This window comes from Candidimonas nitroreducens (assembly GCF_002209565.1).
GTDB classification, from domain to species: Bacteria; Pseudomonadota; Gammaproteobacteria; order Burkholderiales; family Burkholderiaceae_B; genus Candidimonas; species Candidimonas nitroreducens.
Map to the genome: position 1 here is coordinate 90755 of NZ_NJIH01000012.1, position 17533 is coordinate 108287.

The window sequence follows — 17533 nt, forward strand, 5'->3', positions numbered from 1 at the left end:
TCTTAGCCCTGCCGTTGGCCCCTGCTGCCGGCGAACAAACCCTCGTTTTCTTCTTCTGGCCACGGAAGCACAGGTCACGACTGCTGAAGGCTGCGCACCACAAGCCTGTACAGCCCTTGTGCAAGCCGGTCTTGTATCGACGCAGACGCCACGGGTGCGGCCGTAGTTTCGGATATGTCCGGTTGATCCGAATCATCCCAACGCCGGCCGGTTGCCACCATGTAGGCGCTCAAATATTCGAGTTCGGCGTGATCCAAACTGCGCACTTGATAATGGGTACAGTCTGCCTCGGCTTCCGCGGCAACCAGCTTGCCCGCCAGCCATACACGGATGGTTCCTTGCCGGCACAAATGAAACTGCGCGCCCAGAACCGCCAGCGCCTGGATGCCGGCAGGCGGAGCAAGCGTGCGCAGTATGTAGTCGTCTGGCCGGCCGGCTGCCTCGAGCAAGTGGGGCCCTACGTCTACGAGCACAGCTTTTCTGCCCTTGCCCTGTGGATGGAAGAACAAGGCCAGCAGCTCGGGCAGATTTGTCGCGGTATGGTCGACAGGGATAGGCATTTTTTTAGTGGCATCCCGGCGCTGGGCCGGCTTTTTTAGTAGCTTTCGCGGGAACCTAGATGGTTTGCCCGGGATACGCCCTCGACGTTTCCATGACAGTTTATTTGCAAATGGCACAAAACAAAACTAGTAGTTTAACTTATTAAACTGCCAGGTTTCATCAAGGCTGAACTATCTTCCACACTTCGTCCATGCAAAAATTGGACGACAAACAGGCTTTTGCGGCTCGGTTGCGGCAGGCGTTGAAGCGCAGTCCGAAGAAAATCGAGACGGCCGCCGATCTGGCGGTGCAGTTCAGCTTGAGGCACTCGGCCACAGCCATCACGACGCAGTCCGCCCATAAGTGGCTGACCGGCAAGAGCCGCCCGACGGCAGACAAGTTGAAGACGTTGGCTACGTGGCTGAACGTGTCGCCCACTTGGCTACTCTATGGCACGGCAGATCGACCCAGGGCCCCGGCGCCGCTTCGGGAGCCTCAACCGACCATTCCGACAGCCGAAGAGTTGCGAATGATCGAGAAAATCCGATCGCTGCCTGAATCCAGAAGACAGCTAGTCCAGGAAATCATCGAGATTTGCCAGCTGGACACCGAGGTGTGGCGCGACAAGTAGCCAGCTTCGCTTGCCGCACCATGTGTGCTGCCTACGGCTTCGCGCCTTGTTCTTTCGATGCGCTTGCCGTATTGCTCGCAAACCCGCACTAGCAAGCCCGTATCAGAAGTGGAATTATGTTTGCCGGGCCGCATGAGGCGGCTGCGCGGGCTCGCGCACCGCTAAGCGGGGCGCGGCCCCGCGGCCCGAACATGGTGCGCGGGGCGGCCTGGCGCCGCCCGCAACAAGCCACAGCAGGCCACAGCGGCCACAACAGACCTATTTTTTCTTTTGACGATACGAGTCGTGACAGGACTTGCAGCTTTTGGCGACGTCGCCGAAGGCTACGCGGAAGGCATCGTAATCGCCGGCGTCGGCGGCCGTGGTGAGCTTCTTCATGCTGGCGTGGAACTTGTCTTGCGCCTGCTTGAAGCCATCGGGATCGAGCCAGACGTCGTCCTTGGCCTTGCCGCCCTCGGAGCCCGGCGCAAACCCCGCCCAAGGCAAGGTGGCCAGCACATTGAGTATGGCGACGTTTTCTTTGATTTTTTCTTTGTCGTAGGGAACCTGGCCCTTGACCACCGGCAGCATGCGCCCGAAATGCGAGGCCATGAGGGTCATGGCGGCCTCGCGGTATTCCTGGGCGTCTTTGGCCTTCGCGAACTGCGCCATGGCCGGCGTGGCAACGGCCCCTGCCAAGGCCAGCACAGCAATGGGCAGCAGCTTGTGTTTCATGGTCATGGGAAATGTCTCCGTCGTTTCAATGGGCCAGGGCCCGTGCCCTGCAAGTGTAGTCTCAACAGGCCCTAGCCGCCTATGCGCTGCGCCAGCCCGGCGGCCAGGCCCACATACGAGCGCGGCGTCATGGCAAGCAGGCGGGCCTTGGGCTCGGCCGGCAGATCCAGGCCGGCGATGAAGGCCCGCAGGCCTTCCTGGTCTATGCCCTTGCCGCGCGTCAAGGCCTTGAGCTGCTCGTAAGGCTGCGGCAGCCCGTAGCGGCGCATCACGGTCTGCACGGGCTCGGCCAGCACTTCCCAGCAGCCGTCGATATCGGCGTCGATGGCCTGCGCATTCAGTTCCAGCTTGCCGATGCCGCGCAGGCAGGCATCCCAGGCCACCGCGCAGTAGCCGAAGGCCACGCCCAGGTTGCGCAGTACCGTGGAATCGGTCAGATCGCGCTGCCAGCGCGATATGGGCAGCTTCTCGGACAGGTGCCGCAGCAGCGCATTGGCCAGGCCGAGATTGCCTTCCGAATTCTCGAAGTCGATGGGGTTGACCTTGTGCGGCATGGTGGACGAGCCGACCTCGCCTTCTTTCAGGCGCTGGCGGAAGTAGCCCAGCGAGATGTAGCCCCAGACGTCGCGATCCAGATCCAGCACGATGGTGTTGGCACGCGCCACGGCGTCGAACAGGGCCGCCATCCAGTCGTGCGGCTCGATCTGTATGGTGTAGGGGTTTTGCACCAGGCCCAGCCCTTCGAGCACCTTGGCGCTGAAGGCGGGCCAATCGATCTCGGGATAGGCCGCCAGGTGCGCGTTGTAATTGCCGGTGGCGCCGTTGAGCTTGGCCAGCGGCTGCACCGCGGCGATCGCATCGATAGCGCGCCGCAGGCGCGCCGCGACGTTGGCGAATTCCTTGCCCAGCGTAGTCGGGCTGGCCGGCTGGCCATGGGTGCGCGACAGCATGGGCTGTTCGGCATAGCGCTGGGCGCAGGCCTGCAGCTGCCGGCACAGTTCGTTCAGGCGCGGCACGATGAATTGCGAACGCGCGCGCGTCAGCATCAGCGCGTGCGAGGTGTTGTTGATGTCTTCGGAAGTGCAGGCGAAATGGATGAACTCGCCGGCGCGCGCCAGTTCGGGGTCGTCGGCCACGCGTTCCTTGAGCCAGTACTCGACGGCCTTGACGTCGTGATTGGTGGTTTTTTCGATTTCTTTGATGAACGCGGCATCGCGCTCGGAAAAGCCTTCCACCAGTTCGCGCAGCGCGGCGCGTGCCCGTTCCGAAAAAGGCGGCAGTTCGGGCAGCCCGGCGTCGGACAGCCCGACCAGCCAGGCGATCTCGACCTCGACGCGGTGGGCCATGAACGCCGCCTCCGACAACAAGCCACGCAGCGGCTCGCCCTTGGCGGCGTAGCGGCCGTCCAGCGGCGAAAGGGCATTCAAATGACTCAGTTGTTCGGCTATGTGCATCGGGGGGCTCGTGTGGGAATCGTGAGGATCGTAATGGTGTAGATGCTTGAATTCGAGCGCAAATTTTATCATCCGGCCCGCTGCCTGGCGGCCCCGTCTCGGGCAACGGGTCGCCTCGCACCGCCCTCAGCGGCGCAACGCCGCGGCACCCCGCGCCGGGGCGGCGCAAGCTGCGGCCGCCGGCCCACGGCAAGGCGCGCCACATATAAACCACAGATTGGCAATTTATGTCGCCGCAAGCCCGGTTTCAAACCTTTTACGCGGCTAAGCGGCGGTATTATCCTGCTATACTTTTTCCGCCTGTAACCATCCACTTTTTGCCATGAAACTGATTGGTTCCCTGACTAGCCCGTATGTACGCAAAGTGCGCGTCGTCATGGCCGAAAAAAAGCTCGACTACGAATTCGTGCTGGAAAACGTCTGGGCCGAAGAAACCACTATTCAGGAATCCAATCCCCTGGGCAAAGTCCCTTGCCTGCTCATGGACGACGGCGGCAGCCTGTTCGATTCGCGCGTCATCGTCGAGTACCTCGACACCTTGTCGCCGGTGGGCCGCCTGATCCCCCAGCCGGGGCGCGACCGCACCGCCACCAAGTGCTGGGAAGCGATTGCCGACGGCGTACTCGATGCGGCAACGGCCATCAACATCGAAAACCGCCAGCGTCCGCCGGAACTGCGCAGCGACGCCTGGATAGAACGCCAGCACAAGAAAATCACCGCGGCGCTCAGCTTCATGGATCAGGGCCTGGACACGCAGCCTTTCTGTACGGGCATTAATTTCAGCCTGGCCGACATTGCCGTCGGCTGCGCGCTGGGCTATCTGGATCTGCGCTTCGAAGACTTGAACTGGCGTCAGCAGTACGGCCATCTGGCGCGGCTCGAAGAAAAACTGGCGCAGCGCCCTTCTTTCGTCGCCAGCCTGCCGCCCAAGGCCTGATATCGCGGCACCATCCTGGTGCCGAATTAGCGCCCCTGCTTTTCCGGTTGCCCTCGACGTACCCTGCCCGACTCAGGCAGCGGCGGCCACGAGTGCTTCCTGTAGCGCAATGAAGCCGCCGCCCAGGCAGACGTCGCCGTCATACAGCACGGCCGACTGGCCCGGCGTAACCGCCCACTGCGGTTGTTCGAAATCCAGCTCGAAACAGCCAGCCTCGGTAGACTTCAACGTGCAGGGCGCGTCCGCCTGGCGATAGCGCGTCTTGGCCGCATACGCGCCGGGCGGCGGTGCGCTGCCGGCCACCCAGCTTGCCTCGTCGGCGCACAGGCTGCGCGCCAGCAGCCACGGGTGGTCATGGCCCTGCGTCACGTACAAGGTGTTGTTGGCGAGATCTTTGCGGGCCACGTACCAGGCGTCGGCCGTCCCGTCGTCGCGCTGGCGGCCCTTGACGCCGCCGATGCCCAGACCCTTGCGCTGCCCCAGGGTGTAGAAGGACAGGCCGTGATGCTCGCCCAGCACTTCGCCTTCGTCGCTGCGGATGAGGCCGGGCCGAGTAGGCAGATAGCGGCCGAGAAATTCGCGGAACGGCCTTTCGCCTATGAAGCAGATGCCGGTGGAATCTTTCTTGGCGGCGTTGGGCAGACCCAGCTCGTGGGCGATGCGCCGCACCTCGGTCTTGCGCAACTCACCCAAGGGGAAAAGCGTGCGGGCCAGTTGCGCCTGGTTCAGGCGATGCAGAAAATAGCTTTGATCCTTGGTCGCATCCAGTGCCTTGAGCAATTCGTAGCGCGCCGTACCGGCCTCGCCGCGCGCCCGCACCCGGGCGTAATGGCCGGTGGCGATCAAATCCGCCCCGAGCGTCATGGCGTGATCGAGAAAAGCCTTGAACTTGATCTCGGCATTGCACAGCACGTCTGGATTGGGTGTGCGCCCAGCCGAATATTCGCGCAGGAAATCGGCGAAGACGCGCTCTTTGTATTCCGCGGCAAAATTCACCGCTTCGATGTCCACGCCCACAAGGTCGGCCACGCTGGCCGCGTCGAGCCAGTCCTGGCGCGACGAGCAGTACTCGGAATCATCGTCGTCTTCCCAGTTCTTCATGAACAGGCCGACAACCTCGTAGCCTTGCTGTTTCAGCAGCCACGCGGCGACCGAGGAATCGACGCCCCCGGACATGCCCACGACTACGCGCCCTTTGGATACGGATGAATTAACCATGGAGCGCATTTTAATCCCATGGCCCGCCCCGCAAGAATGCAGCCTGGTGGCGGCTGGGCTCCGGCTGCGCCTTTTATCGCACGCCCCGCCGAATGCGGCCCGGCGCAAGGGCGCGGTTCAGGCCGGCAAGGCGTCGGCGGGATCGCCCTGCCCATCGTCGGCCTGCGTCAACCCGGCCGAGAGGGCGGGCATGTGGCTCAGGGACGAATTCTTGCGGAACACCGAGGGCGAGACGCCGGTATGTTCGCGAAAAGCGGTGGAAAAATTCGCGGCGCTGGAAAAGCCCATTTCCGCCGAGATCTGACCCACGCTAAGCGAGGTCTGCGCCAGCAGCCGCTTGGCCATGCGCATGCGCTCATGACGCACATACTCGAAGACCGTGAGCCCCAGGCATTCGCGAAATGCGCGCACCAGGCGCTTTTCGGTGGTGCCAAGCGCCTGTGCCAGCAGTTCGGCCGATGGCGTGTCGCGCAGCCGATCCGACAGATAGCGTTGGGTGGAGCGCACCAGCACGTCGGCAGCGCTGAGATTCTGCACGGCTTCGGCAAGATCGTCGCGGCGATAGCCGCGTGCCAGCTCGAGGTGTATGTCTATGCGGGCGATGACCTCTGCCGGCGCGCAAGGCTTGATGATGTAGTCGACGGCGCCGGTGCTCAGGCCGGCCAGGCGATGCTCGAGCTCGGCCCGGGTGCTGAGGAAGATCACGGGTATCGCCGCAGTGCGGGGGTTGGCCTTCAGGCGCCGGCATACCGCCAGGCCGCTCATGCCGGCCATCTCGGCCTCCAACAGCACCAGGTCGGGCATGCTGGTGGTGGCGCGGCCGTAGCCGTGCAGGCCGTCGCACGCGGCGCTGACGCGGAAATTCCGGCGTGACAGCGCCTCTACCAAGGGCCGCGACTCTTCGAGATCGTCGTCCACCAACAGGACGTGCGGCCCGTAGGCGGCTCCTTGCGAGGAATACAAATTACCAGGCAATTGTCGGTGCATTTTTTTTGGCCATCGTGCCGTCCAGCGCCCCGTCGGCTTGATTCATGGACATGCAGCCGGGCAAATGCACCGCCCCGCCCAGGCGCGGCCCACGGCAACGGCCGCCGGCCATCGCGTGGATTTGCAACCCTGTATGGGCCTTGCGGCCGCCGAACTCAACCATGCTTCAACCAAATGGGACACCAGACCCCCGAGCCAAACCAATGGCCCGGGGCAAACCGGGAGCCGGATAAGGAGCCCGGAACCGCCGGGGCCTGTTCAGGCCATGGGAAGACGCCACACCCCCAGTCGTGAACAAGCCCTAGAACAGCCTCATAATGTAACCAAAATCCGCCACCCGCATTTGCTCAAAGGAAATAATGCTTTGCTGGGGCGCCGGCCTGATCTTTCCGGACAGATCGGGCCGGAATCGAGCCGCGGCCGCGCCGTTCGAGCCCACCAGGTGGGCCGGCTCGAGGCACGCAGCAGCCGGCCGGAGCCCACGGGCTCGAGCCGCCCGGGCCAGGCTAGCCGCGGGCGCTCAGGGCGGCGTCCAGCGTCTCGACCCAGTGCCGCACCGGCGTGTCGGTACCGCTTTGCAGGTGGCCGATACATCCCATATTGGATGAAACGATGCAGGCCGGGCCGCCAGCCTGCAGCGCCTCCAGCTTGCGGTCACGCAAGGCTTTGGACAGCTCGGGCTGGGTCACGGAATAGGTGCCGGCCGAGCCGCAGCACAGATGCGATTCGGCAAATGGCTGCAAATCAAAACCCAGTTCGCCCAGCAGCTTTTCGGTGATGCCGCGCAACTGCTGCCAGTGCTGCAGGGTGCAAGGCGGATGGAACACCAGCGGCTGCGGCAGGTCTCCCAGCACCGACTTGAGCTGTGCGGCATGCGGCGCGAGGATCTCGGCTACGTCTTTGACCTTGTCGACGAAGCGCAAGGCGCGGGCGGCGTAGTCGGTATCGAAGCGCAAATGATGCGCATATTCACGCATCATGGCGCCGCAGCCCGAGGCGTTGATGACGATGGCCTCGACCTGGCCGCTATCGAGCAGCGGCAGCCAGGCATCAATATTGGCGCGCATCTGGCCCAAAGCAGCTTCCTGCGCATCGAGGTGGAAATTGATGGCGCCGCAGCATCCGGCCCCCGCCACCGTGCGCGTGCCTATGCCCACCGCGTGCAGCACCCGCGCCGTGGCCGCGTCGATGGAAGGCATCATGGCCGGCTGCACGCAGCCGGCCGGCATCAGCACCTGGCGCTGCAGGCCGGAGCCGTCGGGCAGCTTGCCGGCCGGACGCGCCGCCGCTATTTTGTTGCGCAGCACCGCGGGCAGGACGGGGCGCAGCGCCCTGCCCAGCTTGTAGGCGGGCGCGAACAGCGGCGAAGTCAATGTGCGGCGCAACAGTGTGCGCGTGGCGCGCTGGGCCACGGGACGCTCGACCCGTTCGTCCACCAGCTTGCGGCCGATGTCGACCAGCGCGCCGTACTGCACACCCGACGGACAAGTGGTTTCGCAGTTGCGGCAGGTCAGGCAGCGATCCAGATGCTGCTGGGTGGATGCGGTGGGCGCGACGCCCTCCAGCACCTGCTTGATCAGATAGATGCGCCCGCGCGGGCTGTCGAGCTCGTCGCCCAGGATCTGATAAGTGGGACAGGTGGCCGTACAGAAGCCGCAATGCACGCAGCGGCGCAGGATTTCTTCGGCCTCCTTGCCCAACTCACTGTCTCGCGCCCAGGCTGCTAGATTGGTTTGCACGGCGATAAACCTCAGAATTCAGAGAACAGGCGTTTAGGGTTGAAAATGCCCACCGGGTCGAACTCTTGCTTGAGCCTGCGCGACACGTCCAAGAGGCCGGCGGCCAGAGGATGGAACACTGGCACCCCCACCGGCTTGTAGTCGTAGCGATACAGCGTGGCGTGGCCGCCCAGCGCCTGCACGCGCCGGCGCAGATCCAGCGGGTCGGCATCGGCGGCCAGCCAGCGCTGGCCACCATTCCATTCGATCAGTGTGGGCCCGGCCTGCAGCGCCCGGGCGCGCGGCGGCAAGGCCAGGCGCCACAGGGGCCGCGCCCGGAAAAAAGCATGCGTCTGGTCGCGCAGGCTGACCCAATAGGCCTGCGCCTCGTCTTCGTTGAGCCGCTCGCCGCCGATGCGGCGCACGCCCGCGGCCACCGCCGAACCGCTGCCGGACAGGCGCACCGAGACGCGGCCGCCGTCGCCCGGATCTTCCCAGCTGGTGGCCGATATGGCCAGCGGCATCGTGCGCCAGCGGCCGAAATGCTGCAGCGCTTCGGCCTCGGTGGCCTGCAGCACCAGGGTAGCCTCTTCGAAGGGCTTGGGAACGACTTTCAGCGAGACCTCCACCAGAGCGCCGAACACCCCCATAGAACCCGCCAGCAGGCGCGATACATCGTAGCCCGCGACGTTCTTCATGACCTCGCCGCCGAATTCCAGCACCACGCCCGAAGAATCGAGCAGCTTGGCGCCCAGCACGAAATCGCGCAGGCTGCCGGCGGCCATGCGCCTGGGGCCCGAGAGCCCCGAGGCGACACAGCCGCCCAAGGTCGAGGCCGCGCCCAGGCGCGGCGGCTCGAAAGCCAGCATCTGCCCTTCCTGGTCGAGCACCTGCTCGATGTCGGACAGCAGCGTGCCCGCGCGGGCGGTGATCACCAGTTCGGCGGGCTGATAATTCACCACGCCGCACAGGCTCGACATGTCGAGCACGGCGTGGCTGTGCAAGTCTTCGAGGTCGGTGGCCTCGCCGTAGAAGCGCTTGGTGGCGCCGCCGCGTATCGACAAGGGCCGCTGCGCCGCGCGCGCAGTCATGACCTGGTCGCTCAATTCCGCAAGAACGAACTCCATAGGGGTCTCAAAAACGAGGCAATTCGGGGAAACTGATGTCGCCGCCGTGCACGTGCATCTTGCCGTATTCGGCGCAGCGGGCCAGCGTGGGGATGACTTTTTCAGGGTTGAGCAAGCCGTAGGGATCGAACGCCGCCTTGACAGCGGCAAAGGCGCCGAGCTCTTCGGGCTTGAACTGCACGCACATCTGATTGATTTTTTCGATGCCCACGCCGTGCTCGCCGGTGACCGTACCGCCCACCTGGACGCACAGTTCCAGGATCGAGGCGCCGAACTTCTCGGCGCGCTCGACCTCGGCGGGCTTGTTGGAGTCGAACATGATCAGCGGATGCAGGTTGCCGTCGCCGGCATGGAACACATTGGCGCAGCGCAGGCCGTATTCGTCTTCCATTTGCTCGATGGCGCCGAGCACGCGCGCCAGGTGGCGGCGCGGGATGGTGCCGTCCATGCAATAGTAGTCGGGCGAGATGCGGCCCGCGGCGGGAAAGGCGTTCTTGCGGCCGGCCCAGAATTTCAGGCGCTCGGCTTCGGAAGCCGACACCTGCAGGCGCGTGGCGCCGGCGCCGCGGAACACCGCCTCCATGCGCTCGATCTCGTCGTCGACTTCGTCCTGCGTGCCGTCGGACTCGCACAACAGGATCGCCGCGGCTTCGAGGTCGTAGCCGGCGCATACGAATGGCTCCACCATATGGATGGCGCGCTTGTCCATCATTTCGAGGCCGGCGGGAATGATGCCGGCGGCGATGATGTTGGTGACTGCCTGGCCGGCGGCCTCGACGCTGGCGAAGCTGGCCATGACGACCCGCGCGCAGGCGGGCCGCGGGATCAGCTTGACCGTGACCTCGGTGACCACGCCGAGCATGCCCTCGGAGCCTATGAATACGGCCAGCAGATCCAGGCCCGGCGCATCAGGGGCCTCGGCGCCGAGTTCCAGCACGTTGCCGTCTATCGTGACGACCCGCACGCGCAATACGTTGTGCACCGTCAGGCCGTACTTGAGGCAGTGCACGCCGCCGGAGTTTTCGGCGACGTTGCCGCCGATCGAACAGGCGATCTGGCTGGACGGGTCTGGCGCGTAATACAGGCCGTGGGCCGCGGCGGCCTCGGAGATGGCCAGATTGCGCACCCCGGGCTGCACCACGGCGGTGGCCGATTCAGGGTCGATGCCGATGATGCGATTGAGTTTCGACAGGCCCAGCACCACGCCCTGCGCGTGCGGCATGGCGCCGCCCGACAGGCCGGTGCCCGCGCCACGCGCCACTATGGGTATGTCCAGCGCCTTGCAGGCCTGCATCACGGCAATGACCTGCTGCTCGTTTTCGGGCAGCACCACCAACGCCGGCAGGCAGCGATACAAGGAAAGCCCGTCGCATTCGTACGGGCGGGTGTCCTCGATTCTGGAGAGGATGCAATGAGCGGGGAGAACGGCCTTGAGCCTGGCTATGAGCCCCTGGAAATCTGGCGTCTGCGGCGGTACCCGGGGTATCGGGTTCTGGTTCATGTATTGGCTTCCTTCAAGCCATGAATGTAACGCGAACCCCTCGAAAACACATGATCGGGACTACCCTAAGAATCCGCGTACAGGCGCGCCGGGCCGGCCGCGCACGGCCTTGCCGCGCAGGCCGGCGCCGCACGTGCCTCGGGCAGCCCGAGCTTGCCGGACGCTGCCGCTTCAGGGCAGTATTTTGCCTGGATTCAGGATGTTGTGCGGATCGAAAGCAAGCTTCAGGGCGCGCATCAGATCGAGCGCGTCCTGTCCGTGCTCGGCCAGCATGAATTCTTTCTTGTGCAGGCCGATGCCATGCTCGCCCGTGCAAGTGCCGTCCATGTCGATGGCGCGCCGCACCAGGCGCCGATTGAGGCGCTCGGACTCTTCCCATTGCTCTGGGCTGTCGGGGTCGATCAGCATCAGCACGTGGAAATTGCCGTCGCCCACGTGGCCCACGATCATGTAGGGGAAGCTGGCGCGATCCAGTTCCTGGGCGGTGGCCGACACGCACTCGGCCAGGCGCGAGATTGGCACGCATACGTCGGTGGTGCTGGCGCGCGAGCCCGGCCGCAGCTGCAGCCCGGCAAAGAGCGCGTTGTGGCGCGCCGTCCAGAGACGGCTGCGGTCTTCGGGCCGCTCGGCCCAATCGAAGTCCATGCCGCCGTGTTCGCGCGTGATCTCTTGCACCGCCACGGCCTGCTCTTTCACGCCGGCGGGGCTGCCGTGGAATTCGAACAGCAGCAGCGGCGACTCGCGCAGGCCCAGTTTGCTGTAGGCGTTGGTGGCCTTGACCGCGGCATTGTCCAAGAATTCCACGCGCGCCACCGGGATGCCCATCTGGATGATTTCGATGACGCTGTTGACGGCGGCATCCAGGTCGGGGAAATTGCAGATCGCGGCGGAGATCGCCTCGGGCTGCGGGTACAGCCGCACCGTGACCTCGGTGATGATGCCCAGGGTTCCTTCACTGCCCACGAAAATATGTGTGAGGTCGTAGCCGGCCGAGGACTTGCGGGCGCGGTTGGCGGTCTCGATGATGCGGCCGTCGGCCGTCACGACCTTGAGGTTCATGACGTTCTCGCGCATGGTGCCGTAGCGCACCGCGTTGGTGCCCGAGGCCCGCGTGGCGGCCATGCCGCCCAGGCTGGCGTCGGCGCCCGGATCGATCGGAAAGAACAGGCCGGTATCGCGTATTTCTTCGTTGAGCTGCTTGCGCGTCACGCCCGCCTGCACCGTCACGGTGAGGTCTTCGGCATTGACCGCAACCACGCGGTTCATGCCGGAAAGATCCAGGGTAATGCCGCCGCGTATCGCCAGCAGATGCCCCTCTATGGAAGAACCCGCGCCGTAGGGGATCAGCGGCACGCGGCTTTCATGGCACAGCCGGGCTACCCAGGCCACCTCTTCGGTGGTTTCTGCATAGACCACGGCATCCGGCGGCATGGTGGGGTAAGGCGACTCGTCGCGGCCATGGTGCTCACGCACAGCCTGCGCGCTGGAACAGCGCGCGCCGAAGCGCTGCTGCAGCGCCTCGATGAAGCCCGGCGGGATAACGCAGCGTTCGCCGGCGGAAAAATGGGGTATATCCATGGGTACAGCTCCTGATGTCCTGCTCCGGGTGCCTCGCTCTGGGTGCCCTGCTTTCGATGCTCTCTTGTGGCCACCAGCCGGCGTGTGCCAAGTGGTGCCGCCGGCGCGGAGCCTGCACCGATCAATGTAGCATTTCCACCCGGCCCACGCCGCAGCCCGCTTATTTCGCAGGGCCGGCTTTTCCTTCGTGCTCGGCGGTAATGCCGTACTGTTTGACCAGCTCGCCGTACAGCTCCCATTCGTGCTGTATGCGCCGCCCGAAGTCGGCGCCAAACAAGGGCTGCACCTCGGTGCCCTGCACGGCCAGCGCCTGCGCCAGCTGCGGCTCGGCCAGCACTTTGCGCGCCGCCTGCTCCAGCACCGCGACCACCGCGTCGGGCGTGCGGGCCGGCACCACCAGGCCGTACCAGGTGGCAAAGGCATCCAGCCCCTTCATGCCCGTGGCTTGTTCGATCGTCGGCACCTCGGGCAGAAAGGCGGAACGCTTGGGCTGCAGCACCGCGTACGCAAGCAGGCGCCCCGATTTGATGTACGGCCATGCCGGCGGCAGGCCGACGATGGCCATTTTGGTCTGGCCACCCAGTACCGCCATGGTCGCGGGCGCCGCACCCTTATAGGGCACGTGCAGCAGATTCACGCCGCTCTTGTGCCTGAGCGCCTCGAGCGCGAAATGGTGAGTGGTGCCGACCCCCGCCGTCGCCACGGTCAACAAGGTCGGATCCTTGCGCCCCAGGGCCAGCGCGTCGCGCAGCGTCGCCGCCTGCAACGACGGGGAGGCCACCACGACCGTGGGAGACTCGGCCACCATCGCCACCGGGCGCAGATCCTTGGTCGGGTCGTAGGGCGCATGGCCGTAGAAGCGCGGACTGCTGCCCAGTTCCGGATTGCCCGAGAACAACACCGTATAGCCGTCGGGCGCCGCGCGCACGGCCGCCTCCGCGCCTATCATGCCGCCCGCCCCAGGACGGTTCTCGACGATGAGGGACGCGTGCAATTGTTGCGCCATGGCCTTGGCGAACAGGCGCGCGGTAGCGTCTATCCCGCCGCCGGCCGCATAGGGCACGATCATGCGTATCGGCCTGGATGGATAGCCTTCGGCGTGGGCGGCGCCGCCGCACACGAAAGCGGCCATGCACAGCAATGCCAGGCGGCGCCGCGGTGTGCGCGGCCGCGACGCCGCGGCCGATGCCGGCTCAGCGCCCGAGTCCAGGCTCCGGTGGCGGCGGGAATATCCGTACAAGCATTTGCACAGGCGGGAAAATATAGCTGGCTCGATATTCATGGCCTTGGTCTCCATCCAGGTTTTTGTCGAAGCTGCGGGGCGACGCGCGGCTCAGGGCCGCTCGCCCTGCCCGGTGCGAGGCGCGGGCGTGGCGCCCGGGGCGCCCAGGCTCGCCGCCCGCTGCGGGCCGCCGAGCCGCTCTATCATGGCGCGCTGGTCGCGCTTGGCGCGCCGGTCGGTCGCCTCGGGGTCGACAATCTCCAGCAGCGCGGCATGCATTTCCGCCAGCACCGCGGCATGCGCCGGGTCGCCCGCCAGATCCCGCAACTCTTCGGGGTCGGCCTGCAAATCGAACAGCTCGGGGCGATGGCGCACGTAGTAGTGGTACTTCCAGCGCCCCTTGCGCAGCATATAGCCGGCGCTGTTGCTGCCCGCGGCATGATATTCACTGAACACCGGCCGCTGCGGGTCGGGATCGGCGGCGGTCTCGAACAGCGAGCGCCCCGGGCGCCCTTCCATCAACGGCAGCGGATCGACGCCGGCGGCCTGCAATATGGTCGGGTACAGATCCAGCAGATCCACCGGCGCCTCGCAAACCCCCGGCGCCAGCCCCGGGCCGGACAGGATCATGGGCACGCATACACTTTCCTGGTACAGGGTCGACTTGCCCCACACCCCACGCGCGCCGAGGTTCTCGCCATGATCCGACGTATATACAACGTAGGTGCTGTCATCCAGCCCGGCCTGGCGCAAGGCATCGGTGATACAGCCGACGTTGTGATCCAGCCAGCTGCATAACCCGTAGTAGGCGGCAAAAGCCATGCGCCGCTCTTCGGGGCTGCGGAAGCGGCTTTCGGAATCCATGAAATCCACATATTCCTGCACCCAGGGGTGGCGCACGTAGCCGTCGCGCGGCAGAAGCTTGGGCTCGGGCAGCGCCATGGCCTCGTAGGGCGCATAGAACTGCGGCGGCGCAATCAGCGGGAAATGCGGCGCCACCAGGCCTACGTACAGCACAAAGGGCTGGCCGCGCCGCGCGGCTGCTTGCAGCCAGTCGCAGGCCTGGCCGGTCACGGATCTATCGTAGGCCGTGTAGGGCGATTCGCCGGGGCCGATACGCTCGCCCAGCATGCGCGGGCCGTCCGGGCGCGACACGTAGGGGTCGCGTATCGAGGCCCAGACCATGCCGTGGCCGCCCACGACGTGCATGGGGATGTGCTCCGCATCGAAGCCGGCGGGATCTTCTTCGGCCCGGTAGTGCAGCTTGCCTATGCTTTCGACCCGGATGCCGCGATCCTGCAGCGCATGGCCCCAGCCGCGCTGGGCGCCGTCGTAGGCCATGGCGTTGTCCCAATAGCCGATGCGGTGTACGCGGCAGCCGGTGGCAAAAGCCGCGCGGGCCGGCACGCAAATCGGGCTGGGGGTATAAGCATTGCTGAAACGCACTCCGCCGGCGGCCAATGCGTCCAGCGCGGGCGTACTTACGAACGGGTGGCCGGAACAACCCATCATTCTCGGATCGTGCTCGTCGGACATGACGATCACCATATTTCGCTGCTGTTGCACGGGGCCTCCCGCAGTCATTGCACGCCCCTATTATGGGAAGCCGGGCAAGGCAGCACAAATACAATATTTTTCTGGAACCTATATCGAAAAACTTATATGTCTTGCCGCGCGTGCGCTTGCTCGACCACTTCTGCAACCAGGTCGACCAGCGCCCGGGCGGCCGAGCCCAGCGGCCTATCCTGCGACCAGACCAGCGACTGCACGCGGCTGAGCTGCGGCTCCACGATCAGGCGCGACTGCACCGGCATGGCCGCCAGCATCCCCCCGAAGGCGCTGCGCGGCAGCACGGCGCAGGCCAGCCCTTCCCTGATCAGCGACACCGTCATGGCGGCGCTGTTCAGCTCGTAGCGCACGTCCAGGCGCAGGCCCTGGGCCACCGCCTCGCGCTCCAATATTTTGCGCAGATCGTGGCGGCGGTCGGGGGCCACCAGCGCGCAATCGGCGATCCGCGCATAGCGCAGCGTTTTGCCCCGCCCCGGCAGGCTGCCCGGAGTGCCGAACAGATGCAGTTTCTCGGTAAACAAGGGGCGCGCCGCTACGCCTTCCATGTCGGCAGCCCCAGGGAAGATGGCCAGATCCACCGTGCGCGATTCGATCAATTCGGCCACCCGCTGCGACAGGCCCTCCATCAGATCGAGGCGGATGTCGGGGTAACGCTGGCTCACGGCGCGCAGCAGCGGCGCGGCCAGCACCGTGCTCAGGGCGCCGGCGATCGCCAGGCGCACGCGGCCGCGCGGATTGGCCGCGGCATCGCGCACGTCTTCGCGCAGCGCACCGAGCTGATCCAGTATGGACAAAGCCCGGCCGTACAGGCGCTGGCCTTCGGCCGTGATCTTCATGCCGCGCGCATGGCGCTCGAACAGCCGCGCCCCCAGGGCGTCTTCCATGGCGCCGATGTGCTGGCTGAGCGCCGGCTGCGCGATACCCAGGCGCCCCGACGCGCCCGACAAACTGCCCGCCTTGACGATCTCGATGAAATACCGCAACTGGCGCAGCGTCAGCCTGGCGCCGTTGGCCAGGGGTGGCGGCGGCGCTGCGCGAGCCATGTGCGGCCGTTCTATGCGGCCAGATTGCCGCCGGCCACAGCCGCGGACTCGAGCGCCTGCCGGCGGGAGACGACCGCCGCCGCCAGCCGATCCAGCACCTGCACCGACGCATCCCAATCGATGCAGCCGTCGGTGATGCTCTGGCCATACACCAGCGGCCGGCCCGGCACCAGATCCTGGCGTCCGCCAAGCAAATGGCTTTCCACCATGACGCCGAAGATCCGCTCTTCGCCCTGCTCGATCTGGTGGGCGATGTCCTGCACGACTTCGGGCTGCTTGCGGTAGTCTTTGCTGCTGTTGGCGTGGCTGGCGTCGATCATCAGCCGCGGCCGCATCGAAGATTTGACCAGGAACTGGCAGGCCTGCTCGACACTGGCGGCATCGAAGTTCGGCGCCTTGCCGCCGCGCAGGATGATATGGCAGTCTTCGTTGCCCAGGGTGGACACGATGGCCGAGTGCCCGCCCTTGGTAACCGACAGAAAATGGTGCGGCTGCGAAGCAGCCTTGATCGCGTCGACCGCGATCTTGACGTTGCCGTCGGTGCCGTTCTTGAAGCCCACCGGGCACGACAGCCCCGAAGCCAGCTCGCGGTGCACCTGGCTTTCGGTGGTGCGCGCGCCGATGGCGCCCCAGGACACCAGGTCGGCGATGTACTGCGGCGTGATCATATCCAGGAATTCACAGCCGGCCGGCAGGCCCAGGCCGTTGATGCCGAGCAGCACCTCGCGGGCCGTGCGCAAGCCCTGGTTGATGTTGAAGCTGCCGTCGAGCATGGGGTCGTTGATCAGACCCTTCCAGCCCACCGTCGTACGCGGCTTCTCGAAGTAGACACGCATGATGATTTCCAGCTCGCCCTTGTGGCGCTCGCGCTCTGCGCTCAGGCGCTTGGCATATTCCAGCGCGGCGTCGGGATTATGGATGGAGCACGGCCCGATAATCACCACCAGCCGGTCATCGGCGCCGTGCAGCACATTGTGCACGGCGCGCCGGGTTCGATAGACCGTGTCGGAGATTTGCGTGGTGCACGCGAATTCGCGCATGACGTGAGCCGGAGGGCTCAGTTCCTTGATTTCGCGGATACGTAAATCGTCGGTATTGTGTAACACGGCTGGACTCCAAGGTTAATGGCCATACCGTCTGTGTGGCGTCACACTGGCGGTTCGCTTTCAGGCCGCTATTCAGGCTGCTTTTCAAGCTGCTTTGCAAGCATTTGCCGGGCACGGCGGCATTAAAAAAGCCGCCTAGCGAAGCTGGCGGCTTTTTCGGGGAATTCGGTTTTTTTACCGGGTACGAC

At 65.3% G+C, this 17533-nt stretch carries 15 protein-coding genes; 2 read left to right on the forward strand and 13 right to left on the reverse strand.

What is annotated here, in order from left to right:
• Positions 1 to 74 precede the first annotated feature (74 nt).
• Positions 75 to 560, reverse strand: coding sequence for a hypothetical protein (locus tag CEY11_RS20260; protein ID WP_088605234.1), 486 nt, complete (start codon positions 558 to 560; stop codon positions 75 to 77).
• A gap of 191 nt (positions 561 to 751) precedes the next feature.
• Between CEY11_RS20260 and CEY11_RS20265 the strand changes: the two genes are divergently transcribed.
• Positions 752 to 1171 (forward strand): transcriptional regulator, encoded by a 420-nt coding sequence (locus CEY11_RS20265; RefSeq protein ID WP_088605235.1) that lies wholly within the window; start codon positions 752 to 754, stop codon positions 1169 to 1171.
• Between the two features lie 258 nt (positions 1172 to 1429).
• Here CEY11_RS20265 and CEY11_RS20270 read toward each other — a convergent pair whose 3' ends face one another.
• Positions 1430 to 1885, reverse strand: coding sequence for a c-type cytochrome (locus tag CEY11_RS20270; RefSeq protein ID WP_088605315.1), 456 nt, complete (start codon positions 1883 to 1885; stop codon positions 1430 to 1432).
• A 71-nt stretch (positions 1886 to 1956) separates the two neighbouring features.
• Entirely contained in the window at positions 1957 to 3339 is a 1383-nt protein-coding gene (purB, locus tag CEY11_RS20275) for an adenylosuccinate lyase (protein ID WP_088605316.1), read from the reverse strand.
• A 322-nt stretch (positions 3340 to 3661) separates the two neighbouring features.
• On the opposite strand from purB, the gene CEY11_RS20280 reads away from it, so the two are divergent.
• Entirely contained in the window at positions 3662 to 4276 is a 615-nt protein-coding gene (locus CEY11_RS20280; protein WP_088605236.1) for a glutathione S-transferase N-terminal domain-containing protein, read from the forward strand.
• 72 nt (positions 4277 to 4348) lie between these two features.
• On the opposite strand, the gene mnmA is transcribed toward CEY11_RS20280, so the two are convergent.
• The 10 genes from mnmA to aroG form a co-directional block, all read right to left on the reverse strand.
• Entirely contained in the window at positions 4349 to 5494 is a 1146-nt protein-coding gene (gene mnmA, locus CEY11_RS20285) for a tRNA 2-thiouridine(34) synthase MnmA (RefSeq protein WP_088605317.1), read from the reverse strand.
• 117 nt (positions 5495 to 5611) lie between these two features.
• The gene (locus CEY11_RS20290; RefSeq protein ID WP_088605237.1) at positions 5612 to 6481 is read right to left on the reverse strand and encodes a response regulator transcription factor; all 870 of its coding nucleotides are present in this window, start codon (positions 6479 to 6481) and stop codon (positions 5612 to 5614) included.
• Positions 6482 to 6987: 506 nt separating this feature from the next.
• Positions 6988 to 8220, reverse strand: coding sequence for a glycolate oxidase subunit GlcF (glcF, locus tag CEY11_RS20300; protein WP_088605239.1), 1233 nt, complete (start codon positions 8218 to 8220; stop codon positions 6988 to 6990).
• An 11-nt stretch (positions 8221 to 8231) separates the two neighbouring features.
• Positions 8232 to 9326 (reverse strand): glycolate oxidase subunit GlcE, encoded by a 1095-nt coding sequence (gene glcE, locus CEY11_RS20305; protein ID WP_088605240.1) that lies wholly within the window; start codon positions 9324 to 9326, stop codon positions 8232 to 8234.
• A gap of 7 nt (positions 9327 to 9333) precedes the next feature.
• Positions 9334 to 10827, reverse strand: coding sequence for an FAD-linked oxidase C-terminal domain-containing protein (locus tag CEY11_RS20310; RefSeq protein ID WP_088605241.1), 1494 nt, complete (start codon positions 10825 to 10827; stop codon positions 9334 to 9336).
• Positions 10828 to 10998: 171 nt separating this feature from the next.
• A complete protein-coding gene (locus tag CEY11_RS20315) occupies positions 10999 to 12405 on the reverse strand; it encodes an FAD-binding oxidoreductase (RefSeq protein ID WP_088605242.1) in 1407 nt (468 codons plus the stop codon).
• Between the two features lie 160 nt (positions 12406 to 12565).
• A complete protein-coding gene (locus CEY11_RS20320) occupies positions 12566 to 13537 on the reverse strand; it encodes a Bug family tripartite tricarboxylate transporter substrate binding protein (protein WP_158215395.1) in 972 nt (323 codons plus the stop codon).
• 201 nt (positions 13538 to 13738) lie between these two features.
• Complete coding sequence (locus CEY11_RS20325; RefSeq protein WP_233155002.1) at positions 13739 to 15193, reverse strand: sulfatase-like hydrolase/transferase; 1455 nt, start codon at positions 15191 to 15193, stop codon at positions 13739 to 13741.
• Between the two features lie 92 nt (positions 15194 to 15285).
• A complete protein-coding gene (locus tag CEY11_RS20330) occupies positions 15286 to 16239 on the reverse strand; it encodes a LysR family transcriptional regulator (protein ID WP_088605245.1) in 954 nt (317 codons plus the stop codon).
• Between the two features lie 11 nt (positions 16240 to 16250).
• Positions 16251 to 17345, reverse strand: a complete 1095-nt coding sequence (aroG, locus tag CEY11_RS20335; protein WP_088605246.1) for a 3-deoxy-7-phosphoheptulonate synthase AroG — start codon at positions 17343 to 17345, stop codon at positions 16251 to 16253.
• Between the last annotated feature and the right edge of the window lie 188 nt (positions 17346 to 17533).

Excerpts from the sequence above, each read along its gene's own strand:
- CEY11_RS20260 (WP_088605234.1), bottom strand. The coding sequence starts at position 560 with ATGCCTATCCCTGTCGACCATACCGCGACAAATCTGCCCGAGCTGCTG.
- CEY11_RS20265 (WP_088605235.1), top strand. The coding sequence starts at position 752 with ATGCAAAAATTGGACGACAAACAGGCTTTTGCGGCTCGGTTGCGGCAG.
- CEY11_RS20270 (WP_088605315.1), bottom strand. The coding sequence starts at position 1,885 with ATGAAACACAAGCTGCTGCCCATTGCTGTGCTGGCCTTGGCAGGGGCC.
- purB (WP_088605316.1), bottom strand. The coding sequence starts at position 3,339 with ATGCACATAGCCGAACAACTGAGTCATTTGAATGCCCTTTCGCCGCTG.
- CEY11_RS20280 (WP_088605236.1), top strand. The coding sequence starts at position 3,662 with ATGAAACTGATTGGTTCCCTGACTAGCCCGTATGTACGCAAAGTGCGC.
- mnmA (WP_088605317.1), bottom strand. The coding sequence starts at position 5,494 with ATGGTTAATTCATCCGTATCCAAAGGGCGCGTAGTCGTGGGCATGTCC.
- CEY11_RS20290 (WP_088605237.1), bottom strand. The coding sequence starts at position 6,481 with ATGCACCGACAATTGCCTGGTAATTTGTATTCCTCGCAAGGAGCCGCC.
- glcE (WP_088605240.1), bottom strand. The coding sequence starts at position 9,326 with ATGGAGTTCGTTCTTGCGGAATTGAGCGACCAGGTCATGACTGCGCGC.
- CEY11_RS20310 (WP_088605241.1), bottom strand. The coding sequence starts at position 10,827 with ATGAACCAGAACCCGATACCCCGGGTACCGCCGCAGACGCCAGATTTC.
- CEY11_RS20315 (WP_088605242.1), bottom strand. The coding sequence starts at position 12,405 with ATGGATATACCCCATTTTTCCGCCGGCGAACGCTGCGTTATCCCGCCG.
- CEY11_RS20320 (WP_158215395.1), bottom strand. The coding sequence starts at position 13,537 with ATGGCCGCTTTCGTGTGCGGCGGCGCCGCCCACGCCGAAGGCTATCCA.
- CEY11_RS20330 (WP_088605245.1), bottom strand. The coding sequence starts at position 16,239 with ATGGCTCGCGCAGCGCCGCCGCCACCCCTGGCCAACGGCGCCAGGCTG.